Origin of the sequence: Streptomyces sp. NPDC003077 (assembly GCF_040611095.1) — a bacterium.
In the GTDB taxonomy this organism is placed as follows: Bacteria; Actinomycetota; Actinomycetes; order Streptomycetales; family Streptomycetaceae; genus Streptomyces.
Window position 1 is genome coordinate 16,050 of record NZ_JBEXNM010000016.1, and the last position, 22,382, is coordinate 38,431.

Below are 22,382 nucleotides of genomic sequence, written 5' to 3' on the forward strand. Positions count from 1 at the left end.
GCCACGAATTCCAGCCCGTCCGGCGTTTGAGGACGATGCTTTCGGTGGTCGGGGCTGAGCCTGCCGGTCGGTTCCCGCCACGGCTCCGCGTCGTTGCGCGCTTCCGGGCGGGCGGTCCACCCATTCCAGCCCGTCCGGCGTTTGAGGACAACGCCCCCGGCGTTCACCGGCACCCCAACGCTCCCACCGTCCCGCCACCAGCCCGCACAGGAAGCCGCCCGCCCTGTCAAGGCCCCGCTACCTGACGGCCCGCCCGCCCGTTGAACCGGCCGGAGGCGGCGCATGCCGCCCCGGGCGGGCTCGGCGGCCCGACCGGATCGAAGCGCCCCCGACGGGACGGAGCACCGCATGGACGGCCTCACGCCCCTCATCGACCAGCACAGCCGCGGCGCGCTCCACGGCGAACTGGGGCTGGGTTCCTTCGAGGCCCACCTCGCCGCGTCGGCCGGCGCACTCGGTCCGGCCTCGGCCGACGCCACGTTCTTCGACAGCTGGACGGGTCTCGCGGTGCGCCGCTGGTGCCCCCCGCTGCTGGGCCTGGAGCCGCACTGCGCCCCCGCCCGCTACCTGGCCCGCCGCCGGGACCTGGGCGCCTACCACGCCGGCCGAGTGCTGCTGAGAGGGGCGGGCATCGGGGCGTACCTGGTGGAGACGGGCGCGCCCGGCCCGGCGGCGGACCCGTACGACCCGACGGGCAGCCTCACCACGGCCGCCGAACTGTCCGCCGCCGCGGACGCCCCCGTCCACGAGATCGTCGGCCTCGAACGGCTCGCGGAGGACACCGCCGACACCGCGGGCAGCGTCGACGGGTTCCTCTCCGCGACCGCGGAGGCCGTGCACGCCGCCGCCGGACACGCCGTCGCCTTCGCCTCCCGCGCCCCGCACTGTGCGGGCCGCGCCCCCACGTCCGCCGAAGTCCGCCGGGCCGCCGACCGCTGGCTGCGCGCACGCGAGGACGCGTACGGGACCTCGTACGGAAAAGCCGACACCTACCGGCACGAAGAGATCTACCGGTACGAAGAGGCCTACAGGCACGAAGAGACCCACAGGCACGAAGACACCTACCGGCACGAAGACACCCGCCCCCACCCCCCTCGGCGCCCGCCGCGCGACCCCGTCCTCGCCCGGTACCTGCTGTGGCATGCCGTGGCCACCGGCATCCCCGTTCAGCTGCACTGCCCCGATCCGCACCCGCTGACCGGGTTCCTGCACGCCACCACGGGGCTCGGCACGGACGTGGTGCTGCTGGTGCGGGCGCCGTACCACCAGCGGGCGGCACGGCTCGCCGCCGCGTACCCGCATGTGTACGCGGACGCCGGGCCGCACCCGGAGGAGACGCTGCGCCTGGCGCCGTTCGGAAAGCTGCTGTTCTCGACGGGCGCGCGGGGGCTGCCCGAGCTCTACGTCACGGCTGCACGGCTGTTCGTCCGGGCCGTGGAACGGACGCTGGGGGAGTGGCTGCGCGAGGGCGTGTGCGGGTGGGCGGACGCGCGGCGGATCGCCGCGCTGCTCGCCTCCGGAACCGCCCGCCGGATCTACAGGCGGGACGCGGCGGGCGCCGACTGAGCCGCGGCGGCGCGACGGCCGTCCGCGGGCGCGGGCACCACGGCGTCCTCCGGGAGTTCGCCGCGGTCGCGCAGGGAGAGGGCGACCCGCAGGGCCCCGATCCACACCAGCGTCGAGCCGAGCATGTGCAGCCCGATCACGAACTCCGGCAGGCCGTTGAAGTACTGGATGTAGCCGATGGCGCCCTGGAAGACGATGCAGGCCATCAGCTCCAGCACGGAGCGGCGCGCGGCGGCCGGCGCCTTGACGGCACGCAGAGTGAACCACAGCGCCACGGTCAGGCCGACCACGATGTAGACCAGGTCCACGTGGAACTGGGTGATCTCCTGCCAGTTCAGCGGGATGCGGTGCACCTCGCGGGCGTCGCCCGCGTGCGGCCCGGAGCCGGTGACCAGCGTGCCGACGACGGTGAGCGCGCCGGTGGCCACGACCAGCAGCCAGGCGAGCTGGCGGATCGGGAGCGCCACCACGCCGCGGGCCGGTTCGTCGCCCTCACTGGCGCGCCGCCAGGTGATCACCGCGACGGTGAGCAGGATGGTGGCGGCCAGGAAGTGCGCGCTGACGATGTACGGGTTCAGGCCGGTCAGGACGGTGATGCCGCCGACGACGCCGTTGAGCATGACGACCCAGAACTGCGCCCACCCGAGCCGGGTCAGCGACCGGCGCCGGGGCTCGCGGGCCCGCGCGGCGATGATGAACAGGCCGATGAACGCGCACAGCACATAGGTCAGCAGCCGGTTGCCGAACTCGATGAGGCCGTTGATGCCCATCGCCTTCGTCGGCACCAGACTGCCCGGTTCGCAGTTGGGCCAGGTGGAGCAGCCCAGCCCCGACTGGGTGAGCCGCACCGCGCCGCCGGCCACGACGATGACGACGGCCATGACGACGGCGGCCAGGGCGGCCCGCCGCACGAAGCGCGCGGACGGCTGCCAGCGGCGCGCGATGAGCTCAAGGGGGTTCAGCGTGTTCGGCACATCAGCCATCGTAGGACTCCGCTTGTGCAAACTTTCACGAGGGGGTGGGGTAACGGCGCGCCGCCGGTCCGTACGGGCCATGGTCGGCCGCGTGGGCGACGGAACGGCACCCCGCTCCCGTCACTCCCAGCGGAAGAACCGGGCTGCCGCCCCCAGGCCCAGCACCGTCCACCCCGCCAGGATGCCCAGGTCGGCCCAAGGCACCCCGGCGCCGTGCTGGAGCACGTCCCGCAGGCCGTCCGACAGAGCGGTGATCGGCAGGAACTGGAGCACCTGCTGCGCCGCCTCCGGGAACTTCTCCAGCGGCACCACGACCCCGCCGGCGACCAGCAGCAACAGGAAGACCAGGTTGGCGGCGGCGAGCGTCACCTCGGCCTTGAGCGTTCCGGCCATCAGCAGGCCCAGGCCCGAGAACGCCGCGGTGCCCAGCACCAGCAGCGCCACGACCGAGAACGGGTCGCCGTGCGGCGACCACCCGAGGGCGAAGGCGATGGCCGTCAGCAGCACGACCTGAAGGACCTCGGTGACCAGGACGGAGCAGGTCTTCGCGGCCATCAGCGCCCAGCGGGGCAGCGGTGAGGCGCCCAGCCGCTTGAGCACGCCGTAGCGCCGGTCGAAGCCGGTGCCGATGGCCTGGCCGGTGAAGGCCGTGGACATCACGGCCAGCGCCAGGATGCCCGGCGCGAGGAAGTCCACGGCCTTGCCCGCGCCGCTCGCGGTGGCCGTCGGCACGTCCACGATGTCCACCGCGGAGAACAGGACCAGCAGCAGCGTGGGGATCACGACGGTGAGCAGCAGCTGCTCGCCGTTGCGCAGCAGCATCCTGGTCTCCAGGAGTGCCTGCGCCCGGATCATGCGGCCCAGCGGGGCGGCGCCCGGCGCCGGGGTGAAGGTGCCGGTGGCGGTCACGAAGGGTGCCTTTCCGAAAGGTGCCGAAAGAGAGAAGAAAGAGGGGAGGGGAAGGAGGGGAGGCACGGTGCGGTGCCGTTCACAGGAAGCACCCCGCTCACGCCCGCAGTTCCTTCCCCGTCAGCTCCAGGAACACGTCCTCCAGGGTGTGCCGCTCCACCGCGATGGCGTCCGGCATCACCCCGTTCTGCGCGCACCAGGAGGCGACGGTGGCCAGGAGCTGCGGATCGACCCGGCCGTGGACGCGGTACGCGCCGGGGGTCAGCTCGGCGGCGGCGGTGTCCGCGGGCAGCGCCTTGAGCAGCGAGGCGATGTCCAGGCCCGGGCGCCCGGTGAACCGCAGGGTGTTCTCGGCGCCGCCCTTGCACAGTTCCTCGGGGCTGCCCTGGGCGATGACCCGGCCGGCGTCGATGATCGCGACGTCGTCGGCGAGCTGCTCGGCCTCGTCCATGAAATGGGTGGTCAGCACGACGCCGACGCCGTCCGCCCGCAGCTCCCGCACCAGGTCCCAGGTGGCGCGCCGGGCCTGCGGGTCCAGGCCGGCGGTCGGTTCGTCGAGGAAGACCAGCTCCGGGCGGCCGACCACGGCCATCGCCAGCGCGAGGCGCTGCTGCTGGCCGCCGGACAGCCGCCGGTAGGGCGTCCGGCCGCAGCCGGCCAGCCCCAGGCGTTCGATGAGGAGGCCGACGTCGACGGGGTGGGCGTGCAGGGAGGCGGTGTGCCGCAGCATCTCCTCCGCCCGCGCGCCCGCGTAGACGCCGCCGGACTGGAGCATCACGCCCACGCGGGGGCGCAGCGCGGCGGCGTCGGCGATCGGGTCCAGGCCCAGGACGCGGACGGTGCCGGCGTCGGGGCGGCGGTAGCCCTCGCAGGTCTCGACGGTGGTGGTCTTCCCGGCGCCGTTCGGGCCCAGGACCGCGGTCACGGCGCCGCGCGCGACGGTCAGGTCGAGCCCGTCCACCGCGGTCTTCGGTCCGTACCGCTTGACCAGGCCGACGACCTCGACGGCAGGCTCGTTTCGCATTTTGGCAGTGTACGAAGCTCCGCACGGCGCGTGTTCCCGGGTCCCGAACGGAACCCGCGGCCGGAGGTGTTCCCTTCGTCACGGACGGTCGGCGCGCGGGCCCGCGGGGTGCCCGGCCCGAAGCGCTCCGAACGGCTCCGTACGGGCCCTGGGCCTCACTCGTCCGGCCTTCGGGGGCGGGCTTTCCGGGACCCTCGGAAACCCGCAGGTCGAGCGGCCGGACCCGCACCGATTAGGTAACCCTTAGTGATCGATGCCACCCGTTCGTGATCCCGGCGAGGGTTGTTTCAGTCTGAGGAATTACGCAACAATGGCGTTGTGAAAAACGCGAGCGAGGAACAGCAAGGCACCGCGGTCGGTACGACCGCCGGGTCCGGCGCCTCCGCGTCCGAGTCGACCGGACGACCCGCGCGACCCACAACCGCCACCGCGACCCCCAGTGCGCCCGCGCCCACCACCCCGCCGGCGTCGCACGACGAGCAGAGCGGCACGCGTCACCGCGTCGCCCGCTCCATCCTCGACCACGGCCCGTCCACCGCCGCCGAGCTGGCCCTGCGCCTGGAGCTCACGCAGGCGGCGGTCCGCCGCCATCTGGACGCGCTGGCCGCCGAGGGCATCGTCGAGCCCCGCGAGAAGCGCGTGTACGGAGCGCGTTCGCGCGGCCGGCCGGCCAAGGCGTTCGCCCTGACGGCCTGCGGCCGGGACGCCTTCGACCAGGCATACGACAGCCTCGCCTCCGACGCGCTGCGCTGGATCGCGCAGAGCGCGGGCGGCGGCGAGGTCGGGGAGGCCGCGGTCGCCGCGTTCGCCCGGGCCAGGATCGCCGTCCAGGCCGAGGGCTACCGCCACGCCGTCGAGGCCGCCCCGCCCGAGGAGCGCACCCGGGCGCTCGCCGAAGCGCTGAGCGCGGACGGGTACGCTGCTACGGCGCGCAGCGCACCGGTCGGCGAACAGCTCTGTCAGCACCACTGCCCGGTCGCCCATGTCGCCGAGCAGTTCCCGCAGCTGTGCGAGGCGGAGACCGAGGTCTTCTCCCGCCTGCTCGGGACCCACGTGCAGCGTCTCGCCACGATCGCCCACGGCGATGGAGTGTGCACGACCTTCGTCCCGAAGGCCGGCGAGGCCACCCGCAGTACCACCAAGACCACCACAGCTTCTGTTAGCACGGCCGGGAGGAACCCCGCATGACTCTCCCCACGGAGACCGCTCACCCCGAGCTCGAAGGACTGGGCACGTACGAGTACGGCTGGGCCGACTCGGACGTCGCCGGTGCCTCCGCCAAGCGCGGCCTCTCCGAGGAGGTCGTCCGCGACATCTCGGCGAAGAAGAACGAGCCCGAGTGGATGCTCAAGCTCCGCCTCAAGGGCCTGCGCCTCTTCGACAAGAAGCCCATGCCCAACTGGGGCTCGGACCTGTCGGGCATCGACTTCGACAACATCAAGTACTTCGTGCGCTCCACCGAGCAGCAGGCCACCTCCTGGGAGGAGCTGCCCGAGGACATCAAGAACACCTACGACAAGCTGGGCATCCCCGAGGCGGAGAAGCAGCGCCTGGTCGCCGGTGTCGCCGCGCAGTACGAGTCCGAGGTCGTGTACCACCAGATCCGCGAGGACCTGGAGGCGCAGGGCGTCATCTTCCTGGACACCGACACCGCGCTCAAGGAGCACCCGGAGCTCTTCCAGGAGTACTTCGGCACGGTCATCCCGGTCGGCGACAACAAGTTCGCCTCGCTGAACACCGCGGTGTGGTCCGGCGGCTCGTTCATCTACGTGCCCAAGGGCGTCCACGTGGACATCCCGCTCCAGGCCTACTTCCGGATCAACACCGAGAACATGGGCCAGTTCGAGCGGACGCTGATCATCGTCGACGAGGACGCCTACGTCCACTACGTCGAGGGCTGCACCGCGCCGATCTACAAGTCGGACTCGCTGCACTCCGCGGTGGTCGAGATCATCGTGAAGAAGGGCGGTCGCTGCCGCTACACGACGATCCAGAACTGGTCGAACAACGTCTACAACCTGGTCACCAAGCGCGCCGTGGCGTACGAGGGCGCGACCATGGAGTGGGTCGACGGCAACATCGGCTCCAAGGTCACGATGAAGTACCCGGCCGTCTACCTCATGGGCGAGCACGCCAAGGGCGAGACGCTGTCCATCGCCTTCGCGGGCGAGGGCCAGCACCAGGACGCCGGCGCCAAGATGGTCCACATGGCCCCGAACACCTCCTCGAACATCGTCTCCAAGTCGGTGGCGCGGGGCGGTGGCCGCACCTCCTACCGCGGCCTGATCGAGATCGGCGAGGGCGCCGAGGGCTCCAAGTCCAACGTGCTGTGCGACGCCCTGCTCGTGGACACCATCTCCCGCTCGGACACCTACCCCTACGTGGACGTCCGCGAGGACGACGTGTCCATGGGCCACGAGGCCACGGTCTCCAAGGTGAGCGACGACCAGCTCTTCTACCTGATGGCCCGCGGCCTGTCCGAGGACGAGGCCATGGCAATGATCGTGCGCGGTTTCGTCGAGCCGATCGCCCGCGAGCTGCCGATGGAGTACGCGCTGGAGCTGAACCGGCTGATCGAGCTGCAGATGGAAGGCGCGGTGGGCTGACGCCCGCGCCGCACGGCAGCGACCGACTTACTGACGAGGCAGAAAGAGAGCACGACGACAGCCATGGCTGAGGCTCAGACCATCCCAGCGGGTTCCACCACCGCCGGCTCGATCGCGGTGGCCGCGGAGTCCACCGTCGCCACCCGGATGAGCGCCCCGCCGTCCTACGACGTGGCGGACTTCCCGGTGCCGCACGGCCGTGAGGAGGAGTGGCGCTTCACTCCCCTGGAGCGCCTGAAGGGCCTCCACGACGGCACCGCCGTCGCGGGCGGCGCCGACCTGAAGGTCGACATCACCGCGCCCGAGGGCGTCACCCACGAGCTCGTGGACCGCGCCGACCCGCGCGTCGGCAAGGCCGGCAAGCCCGTCGACCGCGTCGCCGCCCAGGCGTACAGCTCCTTCGAGAAGGCGTCCGTCATCACGGTGCCCAAGGAGACCGCGCTCACCGAGCCGATCCGGATCTCGGTGCGCGGCGAGGGCGGCACCGCCTTCGGCCACCAGGTGATCGAGCTCGGCGCGTTCGCCGAGGCCGTCGTGGTCATCGACCACGCCGGTGACGCCGTCCTCGCCGCCAACGTCGACTACCTGCTCGGCGACGGCGCCAAGCTCACCGTCGTCTCCGTCCAGGACTGGGACGACACCGCGGTGCACGTCGGCCAGCACAACGCGCTGGTCGGCCGGGACGCCTCCTTCAAGTCGGTGATCGTCACCTTCGGCGGCGACCTGGTCCGCCTGCACCCGCGCGTCACCTACGCGGCGCCCGGCGGCGAGGCCGAGTTCTACGGCCTGTACTTCACCGACAACGGGCAGCACCAGGAGCACCGCCTCTTCGTCGACCACGAGGCGGCCAACTGCCGCTCCAACGTCGTCTACAAGGGCGCCCTCCAGGGCAAGGACGCGCACGCCGTGTGGATCGGCGACGTCCTCATCCGCGCCGCCGCCACCGGCACGGACACCTACGAGCTCAACCGCAACCTCGTCCTGACCGACGGCGCGCGGGTCGACTCGGTGCCCAACCTGGAGATCGAGACCGGCGAGATCGTCGGCGCCGGCCACGCCAGCGCCACCGGCCGGTTCGACGACGAGCAGCTGTTCTACCTGATGGCCCGCGGCATCCCCGCCGACGAGGCGCGCCGCCTGGTCGTCCGCGGCTTCTTCGCCGAGCTGGTCCAGCAGATCGGCCTGCCCGACGTCGAGGAGCGCCTGATCGCCAAGATCGAGGCCGAGCTGGAGGCGTCCGTCGCATGACCGCCGCCTTCGTCCGCGCCTGCGCGCTCAGCGAGCTGGAAGAGGACACGCCCAAGCGCGTCGAGCTCGACGGCGTCCCGGTCGCGGTCGTCCGCACCGAGGGCGAGGTGTTCGCGATCAACGACATCTGCTCGCACGCCAACGTCTCGCTCTCGGAGGGCGAGGTCGAGGACTGCGCCATCGAGTGCTGGCTGCACGGCTCCAGCTTCGACCTCCGCACGGGCAAGCCGTCCAGCCTCCCCGCGACGCAGCCCGTCCCCGTATACCCCGTAAAGATCGAAGGGGACGACGTGCTCGTCTCCGTCACCCAGGAGTCCTGAGTTCCCCATGGCAACGCTTGAGATCCACGACCTGCACGTCTCCGTCGAAGCCGAGAACGGCTCGCGCGAGATCCTGAAGGGCGTCGACCTGACCGTGAAGCAGGGCGAGACGCACGCCATCATGGGCCCCAACGGCTCCGGCAAGTCCACCCTCGCCTACTCGCTGGCGGGTCACCCCAAGTACACGATCACCGGCGGCACCGTCACCCTCGACGGCGAGGACGTCCTGGAGATGTCCGTCGACGAGCGCGCCCGCGCCGGCGTCTTCCTCGCCATGCAGTACCCGGTCGAGGTCCCCGGCGTCTCGGTCTCCAACTTCCTGCGCACCTCCGCCACCGCCATCCGCGGCGAGGCCCCCAAGCTGCGCACCTGGGTCAAGGAGGTCAAGGAGGCCATGGAGCGCCTCTCCATGGACCCCTCCTTCGCCGAGCGCAACGTCAACGAGGGGTTCTCCGGCGGTGAGAAGAAGCGCCACGAGATCCTCCAGCTCGAACTGCTGAAGCCGAAGATCGCGATCCTCGACGAGACCGACTCCGGCCTGGACGTCGACGCGCTGCGCATCGTCTCCGAGGGCGTCAACCGCGTCCGCGAGACCGGCGAGGTCGGCACCCTGCTGATCACGCACTACACGCGCATCCTGCGCTACATCAAGCCCGACCACGTCCACGTCTTCGCCAACGGCCGGATCGCCGAGTCCGGCGGCCCGGAGCTGGCGGACAAGCTGGAGGCCGAGGGCTACGAGGCGTACGTGAAGGGGGGCGCGACGGCGTGACCCATCTGCCGGGCCTCCTCGACACCGAGGCGATCCGTAAGGACTTCCCGCTCCTGGACCGCCAGGTGCACGACGGGAAGAAGATCGTGTACCTGGACAACGCGGCGACCTCCCAGAAGCCGCGCCAGGTGCTCGAAGCTGTCAACGCGTACTACGAGCGCTCGAACGCCAACGTCCACCGCGGCGTGCACGTGCTCGCCGAGGAGGCCACGGCACTCTACGAAGGCGCCCGCGACAAGGTCGCCGCCTTCATCAACGCGCCGAGCCGCGACGAGGTGATCTTCACCAAGAACGCCTCCGAAGGGCTCAACCTGGTCGCGAACATGCTCGGCTGGGCGGACGAGCCCTACCGGGTGGACCGCGACACCGAGATCGTCATCACGGAGATGGAGCACCACTCCAACATCGTGCCGTGGCAGATGCTCTCGCAGCGCACCGGCGCGAAGCTGAAGTGGTTCGGCCTGACCGACGACGGCCGGCTGGACCTGTCCGCCATCGACGAGGTCATCACCGAGCGGACGAAGATCGTCTCGTTCACGCTGGTGTCCAACCTCATGGGCACCTACAACCCGGTCGAGGCGATCATCCGGCGCGCCCAGGAGGTCGGCGCGCTGGTGTGCATCGACGCGTCCCAGGCCGCCCCGCACATGCCGCTGGACGTCCAGGCGCTCCAGGCCGACTTCGTGGCCTTCACCGGCCACAAGATGTGCGGCCCGACCGGCATCGGCGTCCTGTGGGGCCGCCAGGAGCTGCTGGAGGACCTGCCGCCGTTCCTCGGTGGCGGCGAGATGATCGAGACCGTCTCGATGCACTCCTCCACCTACGCCCCGGCGCCGCACAAGTTCGAGGCGGGCACGCCCCCGATCGCGCAGGCCGTCGGCCTCGGCGCGGCCGTGGACTACCTCTCCGCCATCGGCATGGACAAGATCGCCGAGCACGAGCACGCCCTCACCCAGTACGCCGTCAAGCGGCTGCTGGAGGTCCCCGACCTGCGCATCATCGGCCCCTCCACGGCCGAGGACCGCGGTGCGACGGTCTCCTTCACGCTCGGCGACATCCACCCGCACGACGTGGGCCAGGTGCTGGACGAGCAGGGCATCGCGGTCCGGGTCGGCCACCACTGCGCCCGCCCCGTGTGCCTGCGGTACGGAATTCCCGCGACCACGCGAGCGTCGTTCTATCTGTACTCCACCCCCGCCGAGGTCGACGCCTTGGTCGAGGGCCTGGAACACGTCCGTCACTTCTTCGGATAGGACCCACTCGTGAAGCTGGACTCCATGTACCAGGACGTGATCCTGGATCACTACAAGAACCCCCACGGGCGCGGTCTGCGCGACGGCGACGCCGAGGTGCACCACGTCAACCCGACGTGCGGCGACGAGATCACGCTGCGCGTCCGGCTGAACGGGGCGACCATCGAGGACGTGTCGTACGAGGGCCAGGGCTGCTCCATCAGCCAGGCCAGCGCGTCCGTGCTGAACGAGCTGCTGGTCGGCAAGGAGCTGGGCGAGGCGCAGCGGATCCAGGAGACCTTCCTGGAGCTGATGCAGTCCAAGGGCAAGGTCGAGCCGGACGACGCGATGGAGGAGGTGTTGGAGGACGCCGTGGCGTTCGCCGGCGTCTCCAAGTACCCGGCGCGCGTGAAGTGTGCCCTGCTGAGCTGGATGGCCTGGAAGGACGCCACGGCCAAGGCTCTTTCCGAGGAGGCGAAGACCGCATGACCGACACCCCCACCACCACCAAGCCGGCCTCGGAGGAAGAGGTCCGCGAGGCCCTGTACGACGTGGTCGACCCCGAGCTGGGCATCGACGTCGTCAACCTCGGCCTGATCTACGGCATCCACATCGACGACGCGAACATCGCCACCGTCGACATGACGCTGACCTCCGCGGCCTGCCCGCTGACCGACGTCATCGAGGACCAGGCGCGGGCCGCGACGGACGGCATCGTCAACGAGCTGAAGATCAACTGGGTCTGGATGCCGCCGTGGGGTCCGGACAAGATCACCGATGACGGGCGCGAGCAGCTTCGGGCGCTGGGCTTCAACGTCTGAGACTCGGGCGTTCCGGGGCTTGGCAGCCTCGGCGCTGCCGCCGTCTTCATCACGCGTGTGGGGCGTCCTTCGGGGCGCCCCACACGCGTTTTTCGTACGCGTTTCCGTACGCGTTTGCCGTCGTCGGCCGGGGCAGCCCGGGGCCTTGCCCGCATCTATGGACGGCGGTGCGGCAATTTCGCGCCTGCCGTACCCGCACCTATGGACGGTGGCCCGCAAAATTCAGCCCGTCCGGCGATTGAGGACAACGCCTCCGGCGTTCACCGGGACCCAAAATCACCCGCCACCCGCCCCCGAGCCCGTACCCGCGCTCACCGGGGTGTCCTCAATCGCCGGACGGGCTGGGGGTGCGGGTCTCGGCTCGAAGGTGCGGGTCTCGTGCTGGCGCCTTCGCCGGCGAGACTGCGGCTTGTCGTGGCTCCTGTCGCGGTGTCCTCGATCGCCGGACGGGCTGGGGGTGGCGGTCTCGGCCCGAGGGTGCGGGTCTCGTGCTGGCGCCTTCGCCGGCGAGACTGCGGCTTGTCGTGGCTCCTGCCACGGTGTCCTCAATCGCCGGACGGGCTGGGGGTGGCGGTCTCGGCTCGAAGGTGCGGGTCTCGCGCTGGGGCCCTCGTCGGCGAGACTGCGGCTTCTCGTGGCTCCTGTCACGGTGTCCTCAATCGCCGGACGGGCTGGGAGGGGCGGCACTGGCCCGGGGATGAGGGCCCCGTGTGGTGCTCTCCCCGTCCGGTGGTCGGCTGTGTACGCCCGTACACATCCATGCGTACACTCGTACACATGGGCTATCTGACACTTGCCGGGGCCATCGCGTGCGAGATCGCGGCCACCACCTCGATGAAGTACAGCGACGGTTTCTCGAAGCTGTGGCCGTCCCTGGGGACGGCCGCCGGATACATCGTCGCCTTCGTCCTGCTGGCGCAGACGCTCAAGACCATGAACGTCGGCACCGCGTACGCCATCTGGTCCGGCGTCGGCACCGCCGTCGTCGCCGCCATCGGCATGGTCTTCCTCGGGGAGGCCGCGTCGTTCGCCCGGATCGCCGGCGTGGTGCTGGTCATCGCCGGAGTCGTCGTGCTGAACCTCGGCGGGGCGCACTGATGGCCCGCCGCTACGACCCCGACCGGCGGCAGCGGATCATCGACGCGGCGATCAAGGTGGTGGCCGAGCACGGCATAGCGGGCCTGAGCCACCGCCTGGTCGCCGCCGAGGCGGACGTCCCGCTCGGCTCGACGACGTACCACTTCACCTCCCTGGACGACCTGCTGGTGGCCGCGCTGCGGCAGGTCAACGAGAGCTGGCTGGCCGACGTGGTGCGGAGCGCCGAGACCCTCGACCACGGCGTCCCGCTCGTCGAGATGCTGACCGGACTGGTGGAACGGCTGCTGGCCGGGGACCGCACGCGGGTCACGATGGAGTACGAGCTGTACCTGACCGCGCTGCGCCGCGAGGCGGTGCGGCCGATAGCGGCGGAGTACCTGGACGAGTCGGTGCGGATACTCGCCGACCGGACCGGGGACGAGGCGACCGCGCGGGCGCTGGTCGCCTACCTGGACGGGCTGATGCTGCAGTACCTCCTCATGGGGCGCCCCTTCGACGCGGAGGAGACGCGGGCGGGGCTGGAGCGGGTGCTGGGGGCGGGTGCTCAGAGGAACGGTCGGGCGGACCGGGCCCCTCGTCCCGGAAGGACCACGCCACAGGAGCCCGGAGCCGGGCCGGTGCGCCGTGACAGGGGCTGAACGCGCCCTGACGTGCTTCTTGACCGCTGAGACCGGTTCGCCTCGGCGGGGGCGCTCCGGTTAGGTTTCGAACATGACCGAAGCTACTTCCCGTACGACCGGCGCCGTCGCCGCCGGGCTCGCCACCGTCACCCCCGACGGCACCGTTCTCGACACCTGGTTCCCGGCGCCGGAGCTCGTCGCCGAGCCCGGCCCCGCCGGGACCGAGCGGCTCACCGCCGAGCGCGCCACCGAACTGCTCGGCGCCGCGGCCCCCAAGGCCATCGGCCCGGACCCGCGCCGCGGCGTGGAGGTCGTGGCCGTCCGTACGGTGATCTCCTCCCTGGACGACAAGCCGCTGGACGCGCACGACGTCTACCTGCGCCTCCACCTGCTCAGCCACCGCCTGGTCAAGCCGCACGGCCAGAACCTGGAGGGCATGTTCGGGCTGCTGGCGAACGTCGCCTGGACCTCGCTCGGCCCCGTCGCCGTCGACCAGGTGGAGACCGTGCGGCTCAACGCCCGCGCCGAGGGCCTGCACCTCCAGGTCACCAGCATCGACAAGTTCCCGCGCATGACCGACTACGTCGTCCCGTCCGGCGTCCGGATCGGCGACGCGGACCGGGTCCGCCTCGGCGCCCACCTGGCGGCCGGCACGACCGTCATGCACGAGGGCTTCGTCAACTTCAACGCCGGGACGCTGGGCACCTCCATGGTCGAGGGCCGCATCAGCGCCGGTGTGATCGTCGGCGACGGCTCCGACATCGGCGGCGGCGCCTCCACCATGGGCACCCTCTCCGGCGGCGGCAAGCAGATCATCTCCATCGGCGAGCGCTGCCTCCTGGGCGCCGAGTCGGGCATCGGCATCGCCCTCGGCGACGAGTGCGTGGTCGAGGCCGGCCTGTACGTGACCGCGGGCACCCGCGTCACCATGCCCGACGGCCAGATCGTCAAGGCCCTGGAGCTCTCCGGCGCGAGCAACATCCTCTTCCGGCGCAACTCGACGACGGGTGCGGTGGAGGCCCGGCCCAACAAGGCGACGTGGGGCGGGCTGAACGACGTGCTGCACAGCCACAACTGATCACGGGCGGCTGCGCGCCGCGGTCGCCCGCCCGTCGACCGGCGTACCGAACCGCCGCCGGTCGGTGGCTGCCGGCGCTGAGCGCCCTCCCGGGGCGGTCCCAGGACCGCCCCGGGAGGGCGCTCGCGCGTTGCCGGGGCACGCTCGGCGGTCCTCTCCTCCGAACCCGGGGATTTCGTCGTCCCGCCGCCCGTATCACGGACGGACCACTGAGGCATCATGACCCTCAAGCGTCGCTGAATTCACCGCGTGCGACATTGGGGATCTACCCGGACCGGGGGCGTAATGGGTCTTATCGAAGATTTCATCGCAAGGTATATCAAGGAGTATGACTTCTATAGCCAGGCGGCGCGGCTGGTGGCGCAAACGCTGGAAAAGAGCCTGCGGGCTTCCGGTGTGCGCTGCATCGTCACGCACCGGGCCAAGGACATCGGCCGGCTGGAGGAGAAATGCCGCAAGCGGGAAGCGGAACAGCAATACGCCTCGGTCGAGGACATCTTCCGCGACATAGTGGATCTGGCCGGGGTGCGGGTCGCGCTGTACTTCCCGGGCCAGCAAGAGCAGGTCGACAAGCACATCGAGCGCCTGTTCAGTCAGGTCGGACCCAGAAGGGAATTCCCGGCCTCCGGTGACCCGCGGCCCGAGAAACGCTTTCCGGGATACTCGGCGGTGCACTACCGGGTGCAGCTCAAGGAACACGATCTCAACGAGCTGGACAAGCGGTACGCCCGGGCACGGGTGGAGATCCAGGTCGCTTCGGTGCTCATGCACGCATGGTCGGAAGTGGAGCACGACCTTGTCTACAAGCCGCTGGAAGGGGACCTGTCCGAGCAGGAACACGCGATTCTCGATCAGCTCAACGGTCTCGTCATCGCCGGAGAGCTTTCCCTCACGATGCTCCAGAAGGCCGCGGAGGTCAGGGTCGCCAGCAGCGAGCGGACCTTCCTGAACCATTACGAACTCGCCGCCCACCTCCTCAGCCACGCCAACGGCGTACTGGACGGCCCCGTGGAGGACTCCGGGCTGGGGCGGGTCGACGTGCTGTTCAGGCTCCTGGCGGAACTGGGGCTGCAGACCCCGGAACGGCTGGCGCCTTACCTGGACTCGCTGCACGGGAATCTGGAAATGCGCCCGCTGGCGGAGCAGGTGATCGATGCCCTTCTCCTCGTGGACCCGTCCCGGTACGACGTGTACGACGCGTTGCGGACGGAATCACGCGGGACGACGGATGGCGATGATTCGGAACAGGCCGACCTCCATCAGCAGATCGGACGCTTCTTGTCGAGCTGGGTGGAACTGGAAAAGCTGGTGCGGGAATACGCGTCGACGCACGGCCACACCCGCCCGATGATGCCGACCCTCCGTGTGCTGGAAAGCCTGGAGGTGGCCGACCGGGAAACACGTCGGGAAATCGACCTGCTGCGGCGGATGCGGAACAATGTCGTGCACGGAATAGAGATCCCGCCGGTCGGCTATCTGACCGAGGCGACCGAGCGTATCGAGACGATAACGACGAAGCTCCGGGAGCAGTTCGGACTCGCGTGAATTCCGGCGAAAGGGCGTGAAGGCGATCGGCCGGGAGGACGTCGTGTTCCGGCCGCTTCGCGGTCCCGCGCCCCGGGCGCGCGGAGCACGTCGACCGGCTGACCGGACGTGCCTGGCGAAGGCCCGGTGAGGGTCACCGCGCCGGACGGCTGCCTTCCGCGGCGGCCGTCCGGCGGTTCGTCCCGGAGCGCCGCCGCCCGCCCGTCCGGCGCGGGCGTGGCCGATATGAGGCGGTACCAACCGGCCTCGGATGGGTCACCATGGCCGGGTCGGCAGGGAGATGTCCCCGGAAGGCGCGGCGGCACCGGCCGTGGTCGGTACGGCTGCCGCGCGGGTGCGGCCGTTCGTCCCGGTGGGGTGGGTGTACCGGCAGGTGGGCGGTGCCCGGCCCCGGGGTGTCATCTGTCGATGAGTCGACAAGACGTCACGGCGCGGGTCGCGGCGTGACGGTACGAGCCACCAGGAGAGCGCCGGAAGCACCAGGAGGTCGCCATGAGGCTGGGCAAACCGCTCGCGGTCGGGATCGCCGAGGAGACCGAGGTCGAGAGCGTGGCAGGGCAGCCGGAGGACGCTCGCGCGGTGGTCGATTCGCCGTCCGCGCCGCGTGACGGCGTACAGGGGCCGGCCGCCGCCGAGACACCGCGGGACCAGGTGCCGGCCGGGCGATGAGGCTGCGGCTTCCGCAGGAGCGCCCTTCGCGCCCGCCGATCGGTTACAAGCTCGCCCACCCCGTGCTGTCCCACGACGGCACGCGTACCGGCTTCGCCGGGGTATCGATCGGGGGCGCGCTCCCGTACGGGTTCCTGGACGACGCGCACTGCGTCTACGGCAGGCGGCACCGTCCTCCCGCCCCGCGCTGCGACTGCGGCTTCTACTGCCTGCACGACCGGGACGAGGCGCTGGCCCTGGCCTGTGCGACCGAGTACCGGCGGGCCGTGCTGCTGGAGGTCGGCGTGCTCGGCGCGTACATCCGCTTCGAGCGCGGGATGCGGTACGCGCGGCAGCGGGTGCGGGAGGTGCGGGTCGGGGCGTGCGCGTGCGGGCGGGCGTCGGCCGGGTTCGTGGACGCGGGGTGGGGGCGACCCGGCTGGCGGGTGTTGTCGGCTGCCTGTGCGGGGTGTGCGGTCGGCCGTGCGGGCGCGGGGTTCGCGCCGCGCACGGTGCTGGGGTTCGCGGAGTTCGTACGGCTTGGGGGCGGCCGGGTGCGTGTGGTGAACGGTGCCGGTGGTGCGGAAGTGGCGGGCGCCGGGGCTTCGTACGAGCGCCCGGTGGACGGCGCGACTGCTTCCACGGTGCCGGAGCTGGTGGCCGAGGCCAGTCTGCTGCAGGTCCGTCTCGACTGGTTGCAGGGGCAGTTGGCGCGGCTGACGGGAAAGGCGCCGGACGTCGGGGAAGGGGGCGGGGGAGCCGAGGCCCGGTGACGAACCGAGGTGGTTACCGGCGGCCATCGGCGTTGTCACACCCGGCCACTAGGCTGGCGCCATGCGTGATCTTGTGGCGGGAATGGCGTACTTGGGGAAAGGGCAGCGCTGGGTTGCCCGGAACGGGCGGTGGTGGGGGTTCGGGCTGCTTCCCGCGCTCATCACGCTGGTGCTGTACGCGGGCGCGCTGGGCGCGCTCGTCTTCTGGGGCGGCGATCTGGCGGCCTGGGCGACGCCGTTCGCCGACGACTGGGGCTCACCGTGGCGGGGCATCCTGCGCGGGGTGTTCGTGGCGCTGCTCTTCGCGGGCGGGCTGCTGCTGTCCGTCCTGACCTTCACCGCCGTGACGCTGGTGATCGGTGAGCCCTTCTACGAGAAGCTCGCCGAGCGGGTGGAGGAGTCGGAGGGCGGCTGCCCGCCGGGGCCGGAGCTGCCGTTGTGGCGGGAGCTGTGGACGGCCCTCACGGACAGCGTGTACGTGCTGCTGCGCGCGGCGGGGTTCGGGATCCTGCTGTTCGCCCTGGGCTTCATACCGGTGATCGGGCAGACGGTGATCCCGGCGATCGGATTCTGCGTCTCCGGCTTCTTCCTGACGGTCGAGCTCTCGACGGTGGCGATGCAGCGGCGCGGCATACCGGTGCGGGAGCAGATGCGGATGCTGCGCGGGCGCAAGGCGCTGGCGGTCGGGTTCGGCACACCGGTCACGCTGCTGTTCCTGATCCCGTTCGTGTCGGTGCTGCTGATGCCGGGCGCGGTGGCGGGGGCGACGCTGCTCGTGCGGGATCTGGCGGGGAGCGGTGAGGACGAGGGGCGCGAGGCCGCCGGTTCCGAGGTGTCTCGGGACGGTGACGGGGCTTTCGGACCGGCCGCCACTGACGGACACGGGGCTCCGGGGGCGTACGGTCCGCCCGGCTCCCACGGTCCCTCCGGCTCGGCCGCGTCCGCTCCGTACGGCGCTTCCGGCCCGTACGGAACCCCCGGCCCGCAGGGCGGCGACCGTTCGGCCGGCAACCCGTATGCGAGCAACCCGTACGCCGGAGACCCCCAGGCCGGAAGCCCGTACGGCACCCCCGGCAACCCGTACAGCGCCCCCGGCACCTACGGCCCACCGCCCACCCGGAAGTGACGCCGGTCCCCTCCAGGAAGGGGACCGGCTACCGGCAGGGACCGGCTAGCGGCAGAGACTGGCCACCGGCAGGGACCGGCTACCGGCAGGGATCGGCTACCGGCAGGGATCGGCTACCGGCAGGGATCGGCTACCGGCAGGGACGGGCCACCGGCAGGGACCGGCTCGCGTAACGGGCTCGCGCGCTCCTTGGCGCGGCCCGGCGCCCCCGCCCCCCGTCAGCCCAGCCGTGCCCGCAGCACCTGCGGGTCGTGGTCGCTGGACTGGTCGGCGTACTCGGCGTTGATGTGCACGATGTCGTAGTCGACCGCGCGCAGGTGGCGGCTGGTGAGCATGTGGTCCAGGACCTGCGAGTTGCCGTTGAAGACGTAGCCGTAGCGCTCCGCCTTCGGGAGCCGGTTGACCAGGTCGGTCAGGACGCCGCCCTTGGTGAGCGTCTTGAGGGCGGGCGAGAACTGGTAGTCGTTGAGGTCACCGGCGACCACCACGTCGGCCTTCGGGTCGGCGGCGAGCAGGTCCTTGACGAAGCGGTTCACCAGCTCGGCCTGCTGGGTCCGCTGGGTCTCGGAGGTGCGGGCGGGCGGCTGGAAGCGGCTGTCCAGGCCCTGGTCGCCGCCCTTGGAGTTGAAGTGGTTGGCGACCACGAAGACCGGCCGGCCTCGGAAGGAGAACTGCCCGACCAGCGGCTTGCGGCTGTTCTCCCACGCCGCGTCGGCGGGCGCGATGCGGCCGGGCGAGACGGACAGCCGGGCCTTGCCGTGGTCGCGGACCACCTTGACCGGCGTGGTGGCGTCGCCGCCGGGGACCGCGGTGAAGGAGACCCGGGCCGGGTTGTAGAGGAAGGCGACGCGGATGTTGCCGCCGGGCTGGCCGCCGTCCTTCCCGTCGACCGGGTCGATCTGCTGCCAGGCGTAGGACGGGCCGCCGGCCGCCTTGATGGCGTCGGCGAGCTGCTTGAGGGTGGCGTCCGCCGCGACGGTCTTGTCGTTGGTGGGGCCGCTGTTGTCCTGGACCTCCTCCAGAGCCACGATGTCCGGGGCCGCCAGGTTGTCGACCAGCGCCTGGGCGAGGCGGTCGAACTTGGCCTGCGGGGTCTTGGGCGAGAGGTTCTCGACGTTGTACGTGGCCACCGCCAGCTCGTCGGCGCGCTGCTTGCGCGTGGTCTCCCGCGCGGGGCCGCGGTCGGTGAGGTCGCCCAGGGCGGTCGCCTGGATCTCGTAACCGCCGTAGTTGTCGTAGTCCAGCGGTCCCGCGGTGACGCCCGTCAGCTCGTCGCCCACGTCGGCGACCGGGAACGGCCGCTGGGAGAAGGGGATCAGGGAGGAGACCTTGACCCGGCCGGGGTTGGGGTCCCGGTAGCTGTCGTAGAGGACGCCGCCGCGCGCGGTGCGGTGGTGGTCGGGCTCGGCGGTGACCCACAGCTCGTTGTGGGAGCTGGTCGGTCCGACCACGGGCGCGTCGGCGACCGAGACCCGCATGCCCTCCAGGGACTCGTACCGGTCCAGGGCGTACGAGCGCGGGCGCAGCGGCAGCGACTCGATGCTCCCGCCGTTCGCGTCGGGCGCCCAACGGGCGGGGACCGTGGAGGCGTTGAGCGGGACGGCGTCCGGCAGCGGGTTGCCGGAGGAGGTCACGGTCCAGGTGGCGCCGGTGATCTGGGTCAGGGACTGGAGCCCGGCCGCCGCGCCCCCGGGGTAGTACTCGGAGACCGTGCCGGTCAGCAGCACCGCGTCCCCGACGGCGACCTTCGGGGTGTCCTTGCCGGTGAAGACGAAGACGGCCTCGCTGGTGGCCGGGTCGCGGTCCGGGCGCGGGTCCTGCACCCAGAAGCCGCGCGCCGAGCCGAAGGCCCGTATGGCCGTGACGACGCCCGGTACCTCGGTGACCCGCTGGCCGGCCAGCGGCGAGAGGCGGGTGGTGCCCTGGATGTCGTGGATCCGGATCTCCGCGGCCGACGCGGACTGCGGGGCGATCAGCAGACCGGCGGCGAGGGCGGCCGTCACCACGGCGGTGCCGGTGACCGGTCTGCGCAGGGCGCGGTGGGACGAGGACATGACAGCCTCCAGGAAAGCGAGGAAGAGGGGAAAGAACGAAGAAACGTGTGAAGAAAGAGGCAAAAAACGAGCAGATGTTCCGCACGCATGCTCTACGCGCGTCAATCTCTGGGGTGGCCAGGGCAGTTGTCAAGGCTCTCCGGGTGTCGGCGGGGGGACGGGCGGATGAACTGCCCGGGATGCGCGGAATTCCGTCTACGCTTGGGCCTCGCACCAGCCGAAGCCCGTCCGAGGAGCTGAACCCGAGATGTCCGCAGAACGTCCCTCCCTGCCGCCGGTGAGGCTGCACTCCGACGCGGAACTGGCGCGGGACGCGCTGAGCGCGCCGCTCCTCGCCCGGGCCGCCCGCCTCGCCCGCTGGGCCGAGGGCGGCGTCCCCGTCGGCACCGGCGGCGAACTCGTTCCCGAACGCCTCGCCGCCGCCACCGCCCACCTCGGCCTGGAACAGGATGAGGACGGCCCGGCGTACGCCGCCGAGGCGTGGCAGCTCGCCGTGGACACCGGACTGGTCGAGATCGACGAGACCGCCGACGCGGACGCGGACGAGGACCTCCCGGACGGCGCCCCGGTCGGCACCGCCGCCCCCGGCGAGGAGCTGAAGCTGCTCACCGCCGGCGCCCCGCAGGACGTGCTGGACATCTGGCTGGCCGGCATGGAGACCGTGCTCGCCGACGCGGTCGCCCCCGACCTCGCGGACCTCGCCGACCAGCTCGCCGAAGGCGGCGAACTGGACCTGGACGCCATCGACTGGGACCCCGAGGAGGAAGCCGACCTGCTGGACGGCATCCTCGGCAACCTCTACCTGCTCACCGCCCTCAGCGAGGACCCCGAGCAGAACGTGCCGCTCCCCGCCCTCGCCGCGTCCATGATCGTCCCGGACGACATGGACGAGCCCACCGACGACGTCCTCCAGGAGGTCTCGGACGCGATGATGCGCCTGGACGACCAGTTCCGGGTGCTGGAGCCGATCGGCCTGGTCGACTACACGCCGGTGGACGAGGCCCTCATCGAGGAGCTGGACGAGGACGGCGAGACCGTCCGCGCCGCCGAGCCGCTGGACGAGGAGGACGTGGCCCGCTACGGCATGGTCCGGCTCACCCCGCTCGGCGTCTACGCCGTCCGGGCCCGGATGCTGGACGCGGGGGTCGACGCCCCGGCGCTCGGCGACCTCGCCGACAAGGGCGCCGACACCCTCCTGGACGCGCTGCCCGGCTACCCGGACGACCTGGCGCGGGCCGAGGCCGAGCAGTGGCTCGCCGCCCGCCCGCCGCTGGACGCCGCCCGCGACCTGCTCGCGGCGGCCCGCGGCACCGACGCCGGCGGACCGCTGCGCCGGCTGGCCTGCCAGCAGACGCTCGGGCTGGTCGGCCCGGCCGCGGAGCCCGCGCTGCGCGAGGTCCTGGACGACTCGCAGCTCGGCGGGCTGGCCCGGGTCTGGCTCGCCGAGCAGGGCGCGACCGACGTGCCCGAGCCCTCCCAGGAAATGATCTTCTGGCTGACCGTGGACACCATCGCCGCGCAGCTCGGCGCGGCCGGCGAGGACGGCGAGGGCGCCGCCGAGCTGCGGGAGCTCGTCCAAGGGCTGGTGGACCAGCACAACGGGTTCTTCGACGCGGTCTGGCGGACGGACCACCCGGCCACCGCCGACGTGCTGGAGGCGATGGGGCGGCTGCACCCCGACAAGAAGGCGGCGAAGGAGGCCCGCAAGGCGGCCTTCAAGGCGCGGTCCGTGCAGGCAGGCTGACGGGGGCCCGTACGGCCCGTGCTGATGCGGACGGGGCCGTCGCGTACCGGCGGTCCCGCCGCTCGCACGCGGCCCGCGGGTCCCGCTGCTCCCAGGTGGACCGACAGGTCCTCCGTCCTGGCGCTGGCTGGCGGGTCCTCCGCCCTCGCGCAGGCCGGTGGTTCCTCCGCCCTTGCGCTGGCTGGCGGGTCCTCCGTCCTGGCGCAGGCCGGCGGGTCCTCCGC

Annotated in this window: 21 protein-coding genes; 17 read left to right on the forward strand and 4 right to left on the reverse strand. The window is 71.6% G+C overall.

Annotation, left to right across the window (positions count from 1 at the left end; translation table 11 throughout):
• The first annotated feature begins 348 nt into the window (after nt 1–348).
• On the forward strand, nt 349–1,566 hold the full coding sequence (locus tag ABZX96_RS13820) for an amidohydrolase (RefSeq protein WP_355542939.1): 1,218 nt from the start codon (nt 349–351) through the stop codon (nt 1,564–1,566).
• Here ABZX96_RS13820 and ABZX96_RS13825 read toward each other — a convergent pair.
• From ABZX96_RS13825 to ABZX96_RS13835, 3 genes are all read right to left on the reverse strand, one after another.
• Complete coding sequence (locus ABZX96_RS13825) at nt 1,536–2,540, reverse strand: COX15/CtaA family protein (RefSeq protein WP_355542942.1); 1,005 nt, start codon at nt 2,538–2,540, stop codon at nt 1,536–1,538. The genes ABZX96_RS13820 and ABZX96_RS13825 overlap by 31 nt on opposite strands.
• A gap of 120 nt (nt 2,541–2,660) precedes the next feature.
• Nucleotides 2,661–3,395, reverse strand: a complete 735-nt coding sequence (locus ABZX96_RS13830) for an ABC transporter permease (protein ID WP_355543222.1) — start codon at nt 3,393–3,395, stop codon at nt 2,661–2,663.
• Nucleotides 3,396–3,546: 151 nt separating this feature from the next.
• The gene (locus ABZX96_RS13835) at nt 3,547–4,473 is read right to left on the reverse strand and encodes an ABC transporter ATP-binding protein (RefSeq protein WP_355542945.1); all 927 of its coding nucleotides are present in this window, start codon (nt 4,471–4,473) and stop codon (nt 3,547–3,549) included.
• Nucleotides 4,474–4,986: 513 nt separating this feature from the next.
• Between ABZX96_RS13835 and ABZX96_RS13840 the strand changes: the two genes are divergently transcribed.
• The 15 genes from ABZX96_RS13840 (at nt 4,987) to ABZX96_RS13910 (ending at nt 18,360) form a co-directional block, all read left to right on the forward strand.
• The gene (locus ABZX96_RS13840; RefSeq protein ID WP_355543225.1) at nt 4,987–5,661 is read left to right on the forward strand and encodes an ArsR family transcriptional regulator; all 675 of its coding nucleotides are present in this window, start codon (nt 4,987–4,989) and stop codon (nt 5,659–5,661) included.
• The gene (gene sufB, locus ABZX96_RS13845; RefSeq protein WP_355542948.1) at nt 5,658–7,079 is read left to right on the forward strand and encodes a Fe-S cluster assembly protein SufB; all 1,422 of its coding nucleotides are present in this window, start codon (nt 5,658–5,660) and stop codon (nt 7,077–7,079) included. The genes ABZX96_RS13840 and sufB overlap by 4 nt, the downstream gene beginning before the upstream one ends.
• A gap of 63 nt (nt 7,080–7,142) precedes the next feature.
• Nucleotides 7,143–8,327 carry a Fe-S cluster assembly protein SufD gene (gene sufD, locus ABZX96_RS13850; protein ID WP_355542951.1) on the forward strand — a complete coding sequence of 395 codons (1,185 nt, stop codon included), beginning with the start codon at nt 7,143–7,145 and terminating at the stop codon, nt 8,325–8,327.
• On the forward strand, nt 8,324–8,647 hold the full coding sequence (locus tag ABZX96_RS13855; protein ID WP_355542954.1) for a bifunctional 3-phenylpropionate/cinnamic acid dioxygenase ferredoxin subunit: 324 nt from the start codon (nt 8,324–8,326) through the stop codon (nt 8,645–8,647). The genes sufD and ABZX96_RS13855 overlap by 4 nt, the downstream gene beginning before the upstream one ends.
• A 7-nt stretch (nt 8,648–8,654) precedes the next feature.
• Nucleotides 8,655–9,419 carry a Fe-S cluster assembly ATPase SufC gene (gene sufC, locus ABZX96_RS13860; protein WP_355542957.1) on the forward strand — a complete coding sequence of 255 codons (765 nt, stop codon included), beginning with the start codon at nt 8,655–8,657 and terminating at the stop codon, nt 9,417–9,419.
• Nucleotides 9,416–10,672 carry a cysteine desulfurase gene (locus ABZX96_RS13865; protein WP_355542960.1) on the forward strand — a complete coding sequence of 419 codons (1,257 nt, stop codon included), beginning with the start codon at nt 9,416–9,418 and terminating at the stop codon, nt 10,670–10,672. Before sufC ends, ABZX96_RS13865 begins: the two co-directional genes overlap by 4 nt.
• Nucleotides 10,673–10,681: 9 nt before the next feature.
• Nucleotides 10,682–11,140, forward strand: coding sequence for a Fe-S cluster assembly sulfur transfer protein SufU (gene sufU / locus ABZX96_RS13870; protein WP_355542963.1), 459 nt, complete (start codon nt 10,682–10,684; stop codon nt 11,138–11,140).
• Entirely contained in the window at nt 11,137–11,472 is a 336-nt protein-coding gene (locus ABZX96_RS13875; RefSeq protein ID WP_355542965.1) for a metal-sulfur cluster assembly factor, read from the forward strand. Before sufU ends, ABZX96_RS13875 begins: the two co-directional genes overlap by 4 nt.
• A 777-nt stretch (nt 11,473–12,249) precedes the next feature.
• A complete protein-coding gene (locus tag ABZX96_RS13880) occupies nt 12,250–12,570 on the forward strand; it encodes a multidrug efflux SMR transporter (RefSeq protein WP_355542968.1) in 321 nt (106 codons plus the stop codon).
• Nucleotides 12,570–13,208, forward strand: coding sequence for a TetR family transcriptional regulator (locus ABZX96_RS13885; protein WP_355542971.1), 639 nt, complete (start codon nt 12,570–12,572; stop codon nt 13,206–13,208). The genes ABZX96_RS13880 and ABZX96_RS13885 overlap by 1 nt, the downstream gene beginning before the upstream one ends.
• A gap of 73 nt (nt 13,209–13,281) precedes the next feature.
• Entirely contained in the window at nt 13,282–14,268 is a 987-nt protein-coding gene (dapD, locus tag ABZX96_RS13890; protein WP_355542974.1) for a 2,3,4,5-tetrahydropyridine-2,6-dicarboxylate N-succinyltransferase, read from the forward strand.
• Between the two features lie 285 nt (nt 14,269–14,553).
• Nucleotides 14,554–15,813: a RelA/SpoT domain-containing protein gene (locus ABZX96_RS13895; protein ID WP_355542977.1), complete on the forward strand. Its 1,260-nt coding sequence runs from the start codon at nt 14,554–14,556 to the stop codon at nt 15,811–15,813.
• Between the two features lie 492 nt (nt 15,814–16,305).
• Complete coding sequence (locus tag ABZX96_RS13900; protein WP_355542980.1) at nt 16,306–16,482, forward strand: hypothetical protein; 177 nt, start codon at nt 16,306–16,308, stop codon at nt 16,480–16,482.
• Entirely contained in the window at nt 16,479–17,234 is a 756-nt protein-coding gene (locus ABZX96_RS13905) for a hypothetical protein (protein ID WP_355542983.1), read from the forward strand. The genes ABZX96_RS13900 and ABZX96_RS13905 overlap by 4 nt, the downstream gene beginning before the upstream one ends.
• 61 nt (nt 17,235–17,295) lie before the next feature.
• Nucleotides 17,296–18,360, forward strand: a complete 1,065-nt coding sequence (locus ABZX96_RS13910) for an EI24 domain-containing protein (RefSeq protein WP_355542986.1) — start codon at nt 17,296–17,298, stop codon at nt 18,358–18,360.
• Nucleotides 18,361–18,578: 218 nt separating this feature from the next.
• Here the strand turns inward: ABZX96_RS13910 and ABZX96_RS13915 are convergent, their stop codons facing one another.
• Nucleotides 18,579–20,414, reverse strand: coding sequence for an endonuclease/exonuclease/phosphatase family protein (locus ABZX96_RS13915; RefSeq protein WP_355542989.1), 1,836 nt, complete (start codon nt 20,412–20,414; stop codon nt 18,579–18,581).
• A 247-nt stretch (nt 20,415–20,661) separates the two neighbouring features.
• Between ABZX96_RS13915 and ABZX96_RS13920 the strand changes: the two genes are divergently transcribed.
• Nucleotides 20,662–22,158 (forward strand): hypothetical protein, encoded by a 1,497-nt coding sequence (locus ABZX96_RS13920; RefSeq protein WP_355542992.1) that lies wholly within the window; start codon nt 20,662–20,664, stop codon nt 22,156–22,158.
• Nucleotides 22,159–22,382: the final 224 nt, after the last annotated feature.

Excerpts from the sequence above, each read along its gene's own strand:
- ABZX96_RS13820 (WP_355542939.1), top strand. The coding sequence starts at position 349 with ATGGACGGCCTCACGCCCCTCATCGACCAGCACAGCCGCGGCGCGCTC.
- ABZX96_RS13830 (WP_355543222.1), bottom strand. The coding sequence starts at position 3,395 with ATGATCCGGGCGCAGGCACTCCTGGAGACCAGGATGCTGCTGCGCAAC.
- ABZX96_RS13835 (WP_355542945.1), bottom strand. The coding sequence starts at position 4,473 with ATGCGAAACGAGCCTGCCGTCGAGGTCGTCGGCCTGGTCAAGCGGTAC.
- sufB (WP_355542948.1), top strand. The coding sequence starts at position 5,658 with ATGACTCTCCCCACGGAGACCGCTCACCCCGAGCTCGAAGGACTGGGC.
- sufD (WP_355542951.1), top strand. The coding sequence starts at position 7,143 with ATGGCTGAGGCTCAGACCATCCCAGCGGGTTCCACCACCGCCGGCTCG.
- ABZX96_RS13855 (WP_355542954.1), top strand. The coding sequence starts at position 8,324 with ATGACCGCCGCCTTCGTCCGCGCCTGCGCGCTCAGCGAGCTGGAAGAG.
- sufC (WP_355542957.1), top strand. The coding sequence starts at position 8,655 with ATGGCAACGCTTGAGATCCACGACCTGCACGTCTCCGTCGAAGCCGAG.
- ABZX96_RS13875 (WP_355542965.1), top strand. The coding sequence starts at position 11,137 with ATGACCGACACCCCCACCACCACCAAGCCGGCCTCGGAGGAAGAGGTC.
- ABZX96_RS13880 (WP_355542968.1), top strand. The coding sequence starts at position 12,250 with ATGGGCTATCTGACACTTGCCGGGGCCATCGCGTGCGAGATCGCGGCC.
- ABZX96_RS13885 (WP_355542971.1), top strand. The coding sequence starts at position 12,570 with ATGGCCCGCCGCTACGACCCCGACCGGCGGCAGCGGATCATCGACGCG.
- dapD (WP_355542974.1), top strand. The coding sequence starts at position 13,282 with ATGACCGAAGCTACTTCCCGTACGACCGGCGCCGTCGCCGCCGGGCTC.
- ABZX96_RS13895 (WP_355542977.1), top strand. The coding sequence starts at position 14,554 with ATGGGTCTTATCGAAGATTTCATCGCAAGGTATATCAAGGAGTATGAC.
- ABZX96_RS13900 (WP_355542980.1), top strand. The coding sequence starts at position 16,306 with ATGAGGCTGGGCAAACCGCTCGCGGTCGGGATCGCCGAGGAGACCGAG.
- ABZX96_RS13905 (WP_355542983.1), top strand. The coding sequence starts at position 16,479 with ATGAGGCTGCGGCTTCCGCAGGAGCGCCCTTCGCGCCCGCCGATCGGT.
- ABZX96_RS13910 (WP_355542986.1), top strand. The coding sequence starts at position 17,296 with ATGCGTGATCTTGTGGCGGGAATGGCGTACTTGGGGAAAGGGCAGCGC.
- ABZX96_RS13915 (WP_355542989.1), bottom strand. The coding sequence starts at position 20,414 with ATGTCCTCGTCCCACCGCGCCCTGCGCAGACCGGTCACCGGCACCGCC.
- ABZX96_RS13920 (WP_355542992.1), top strand. The coding sequence starts at position 20,662 with ATGTCCGCAGAACGTCCCTCCCTGCCGCCGGTGAGGCTGCACTCCGAC.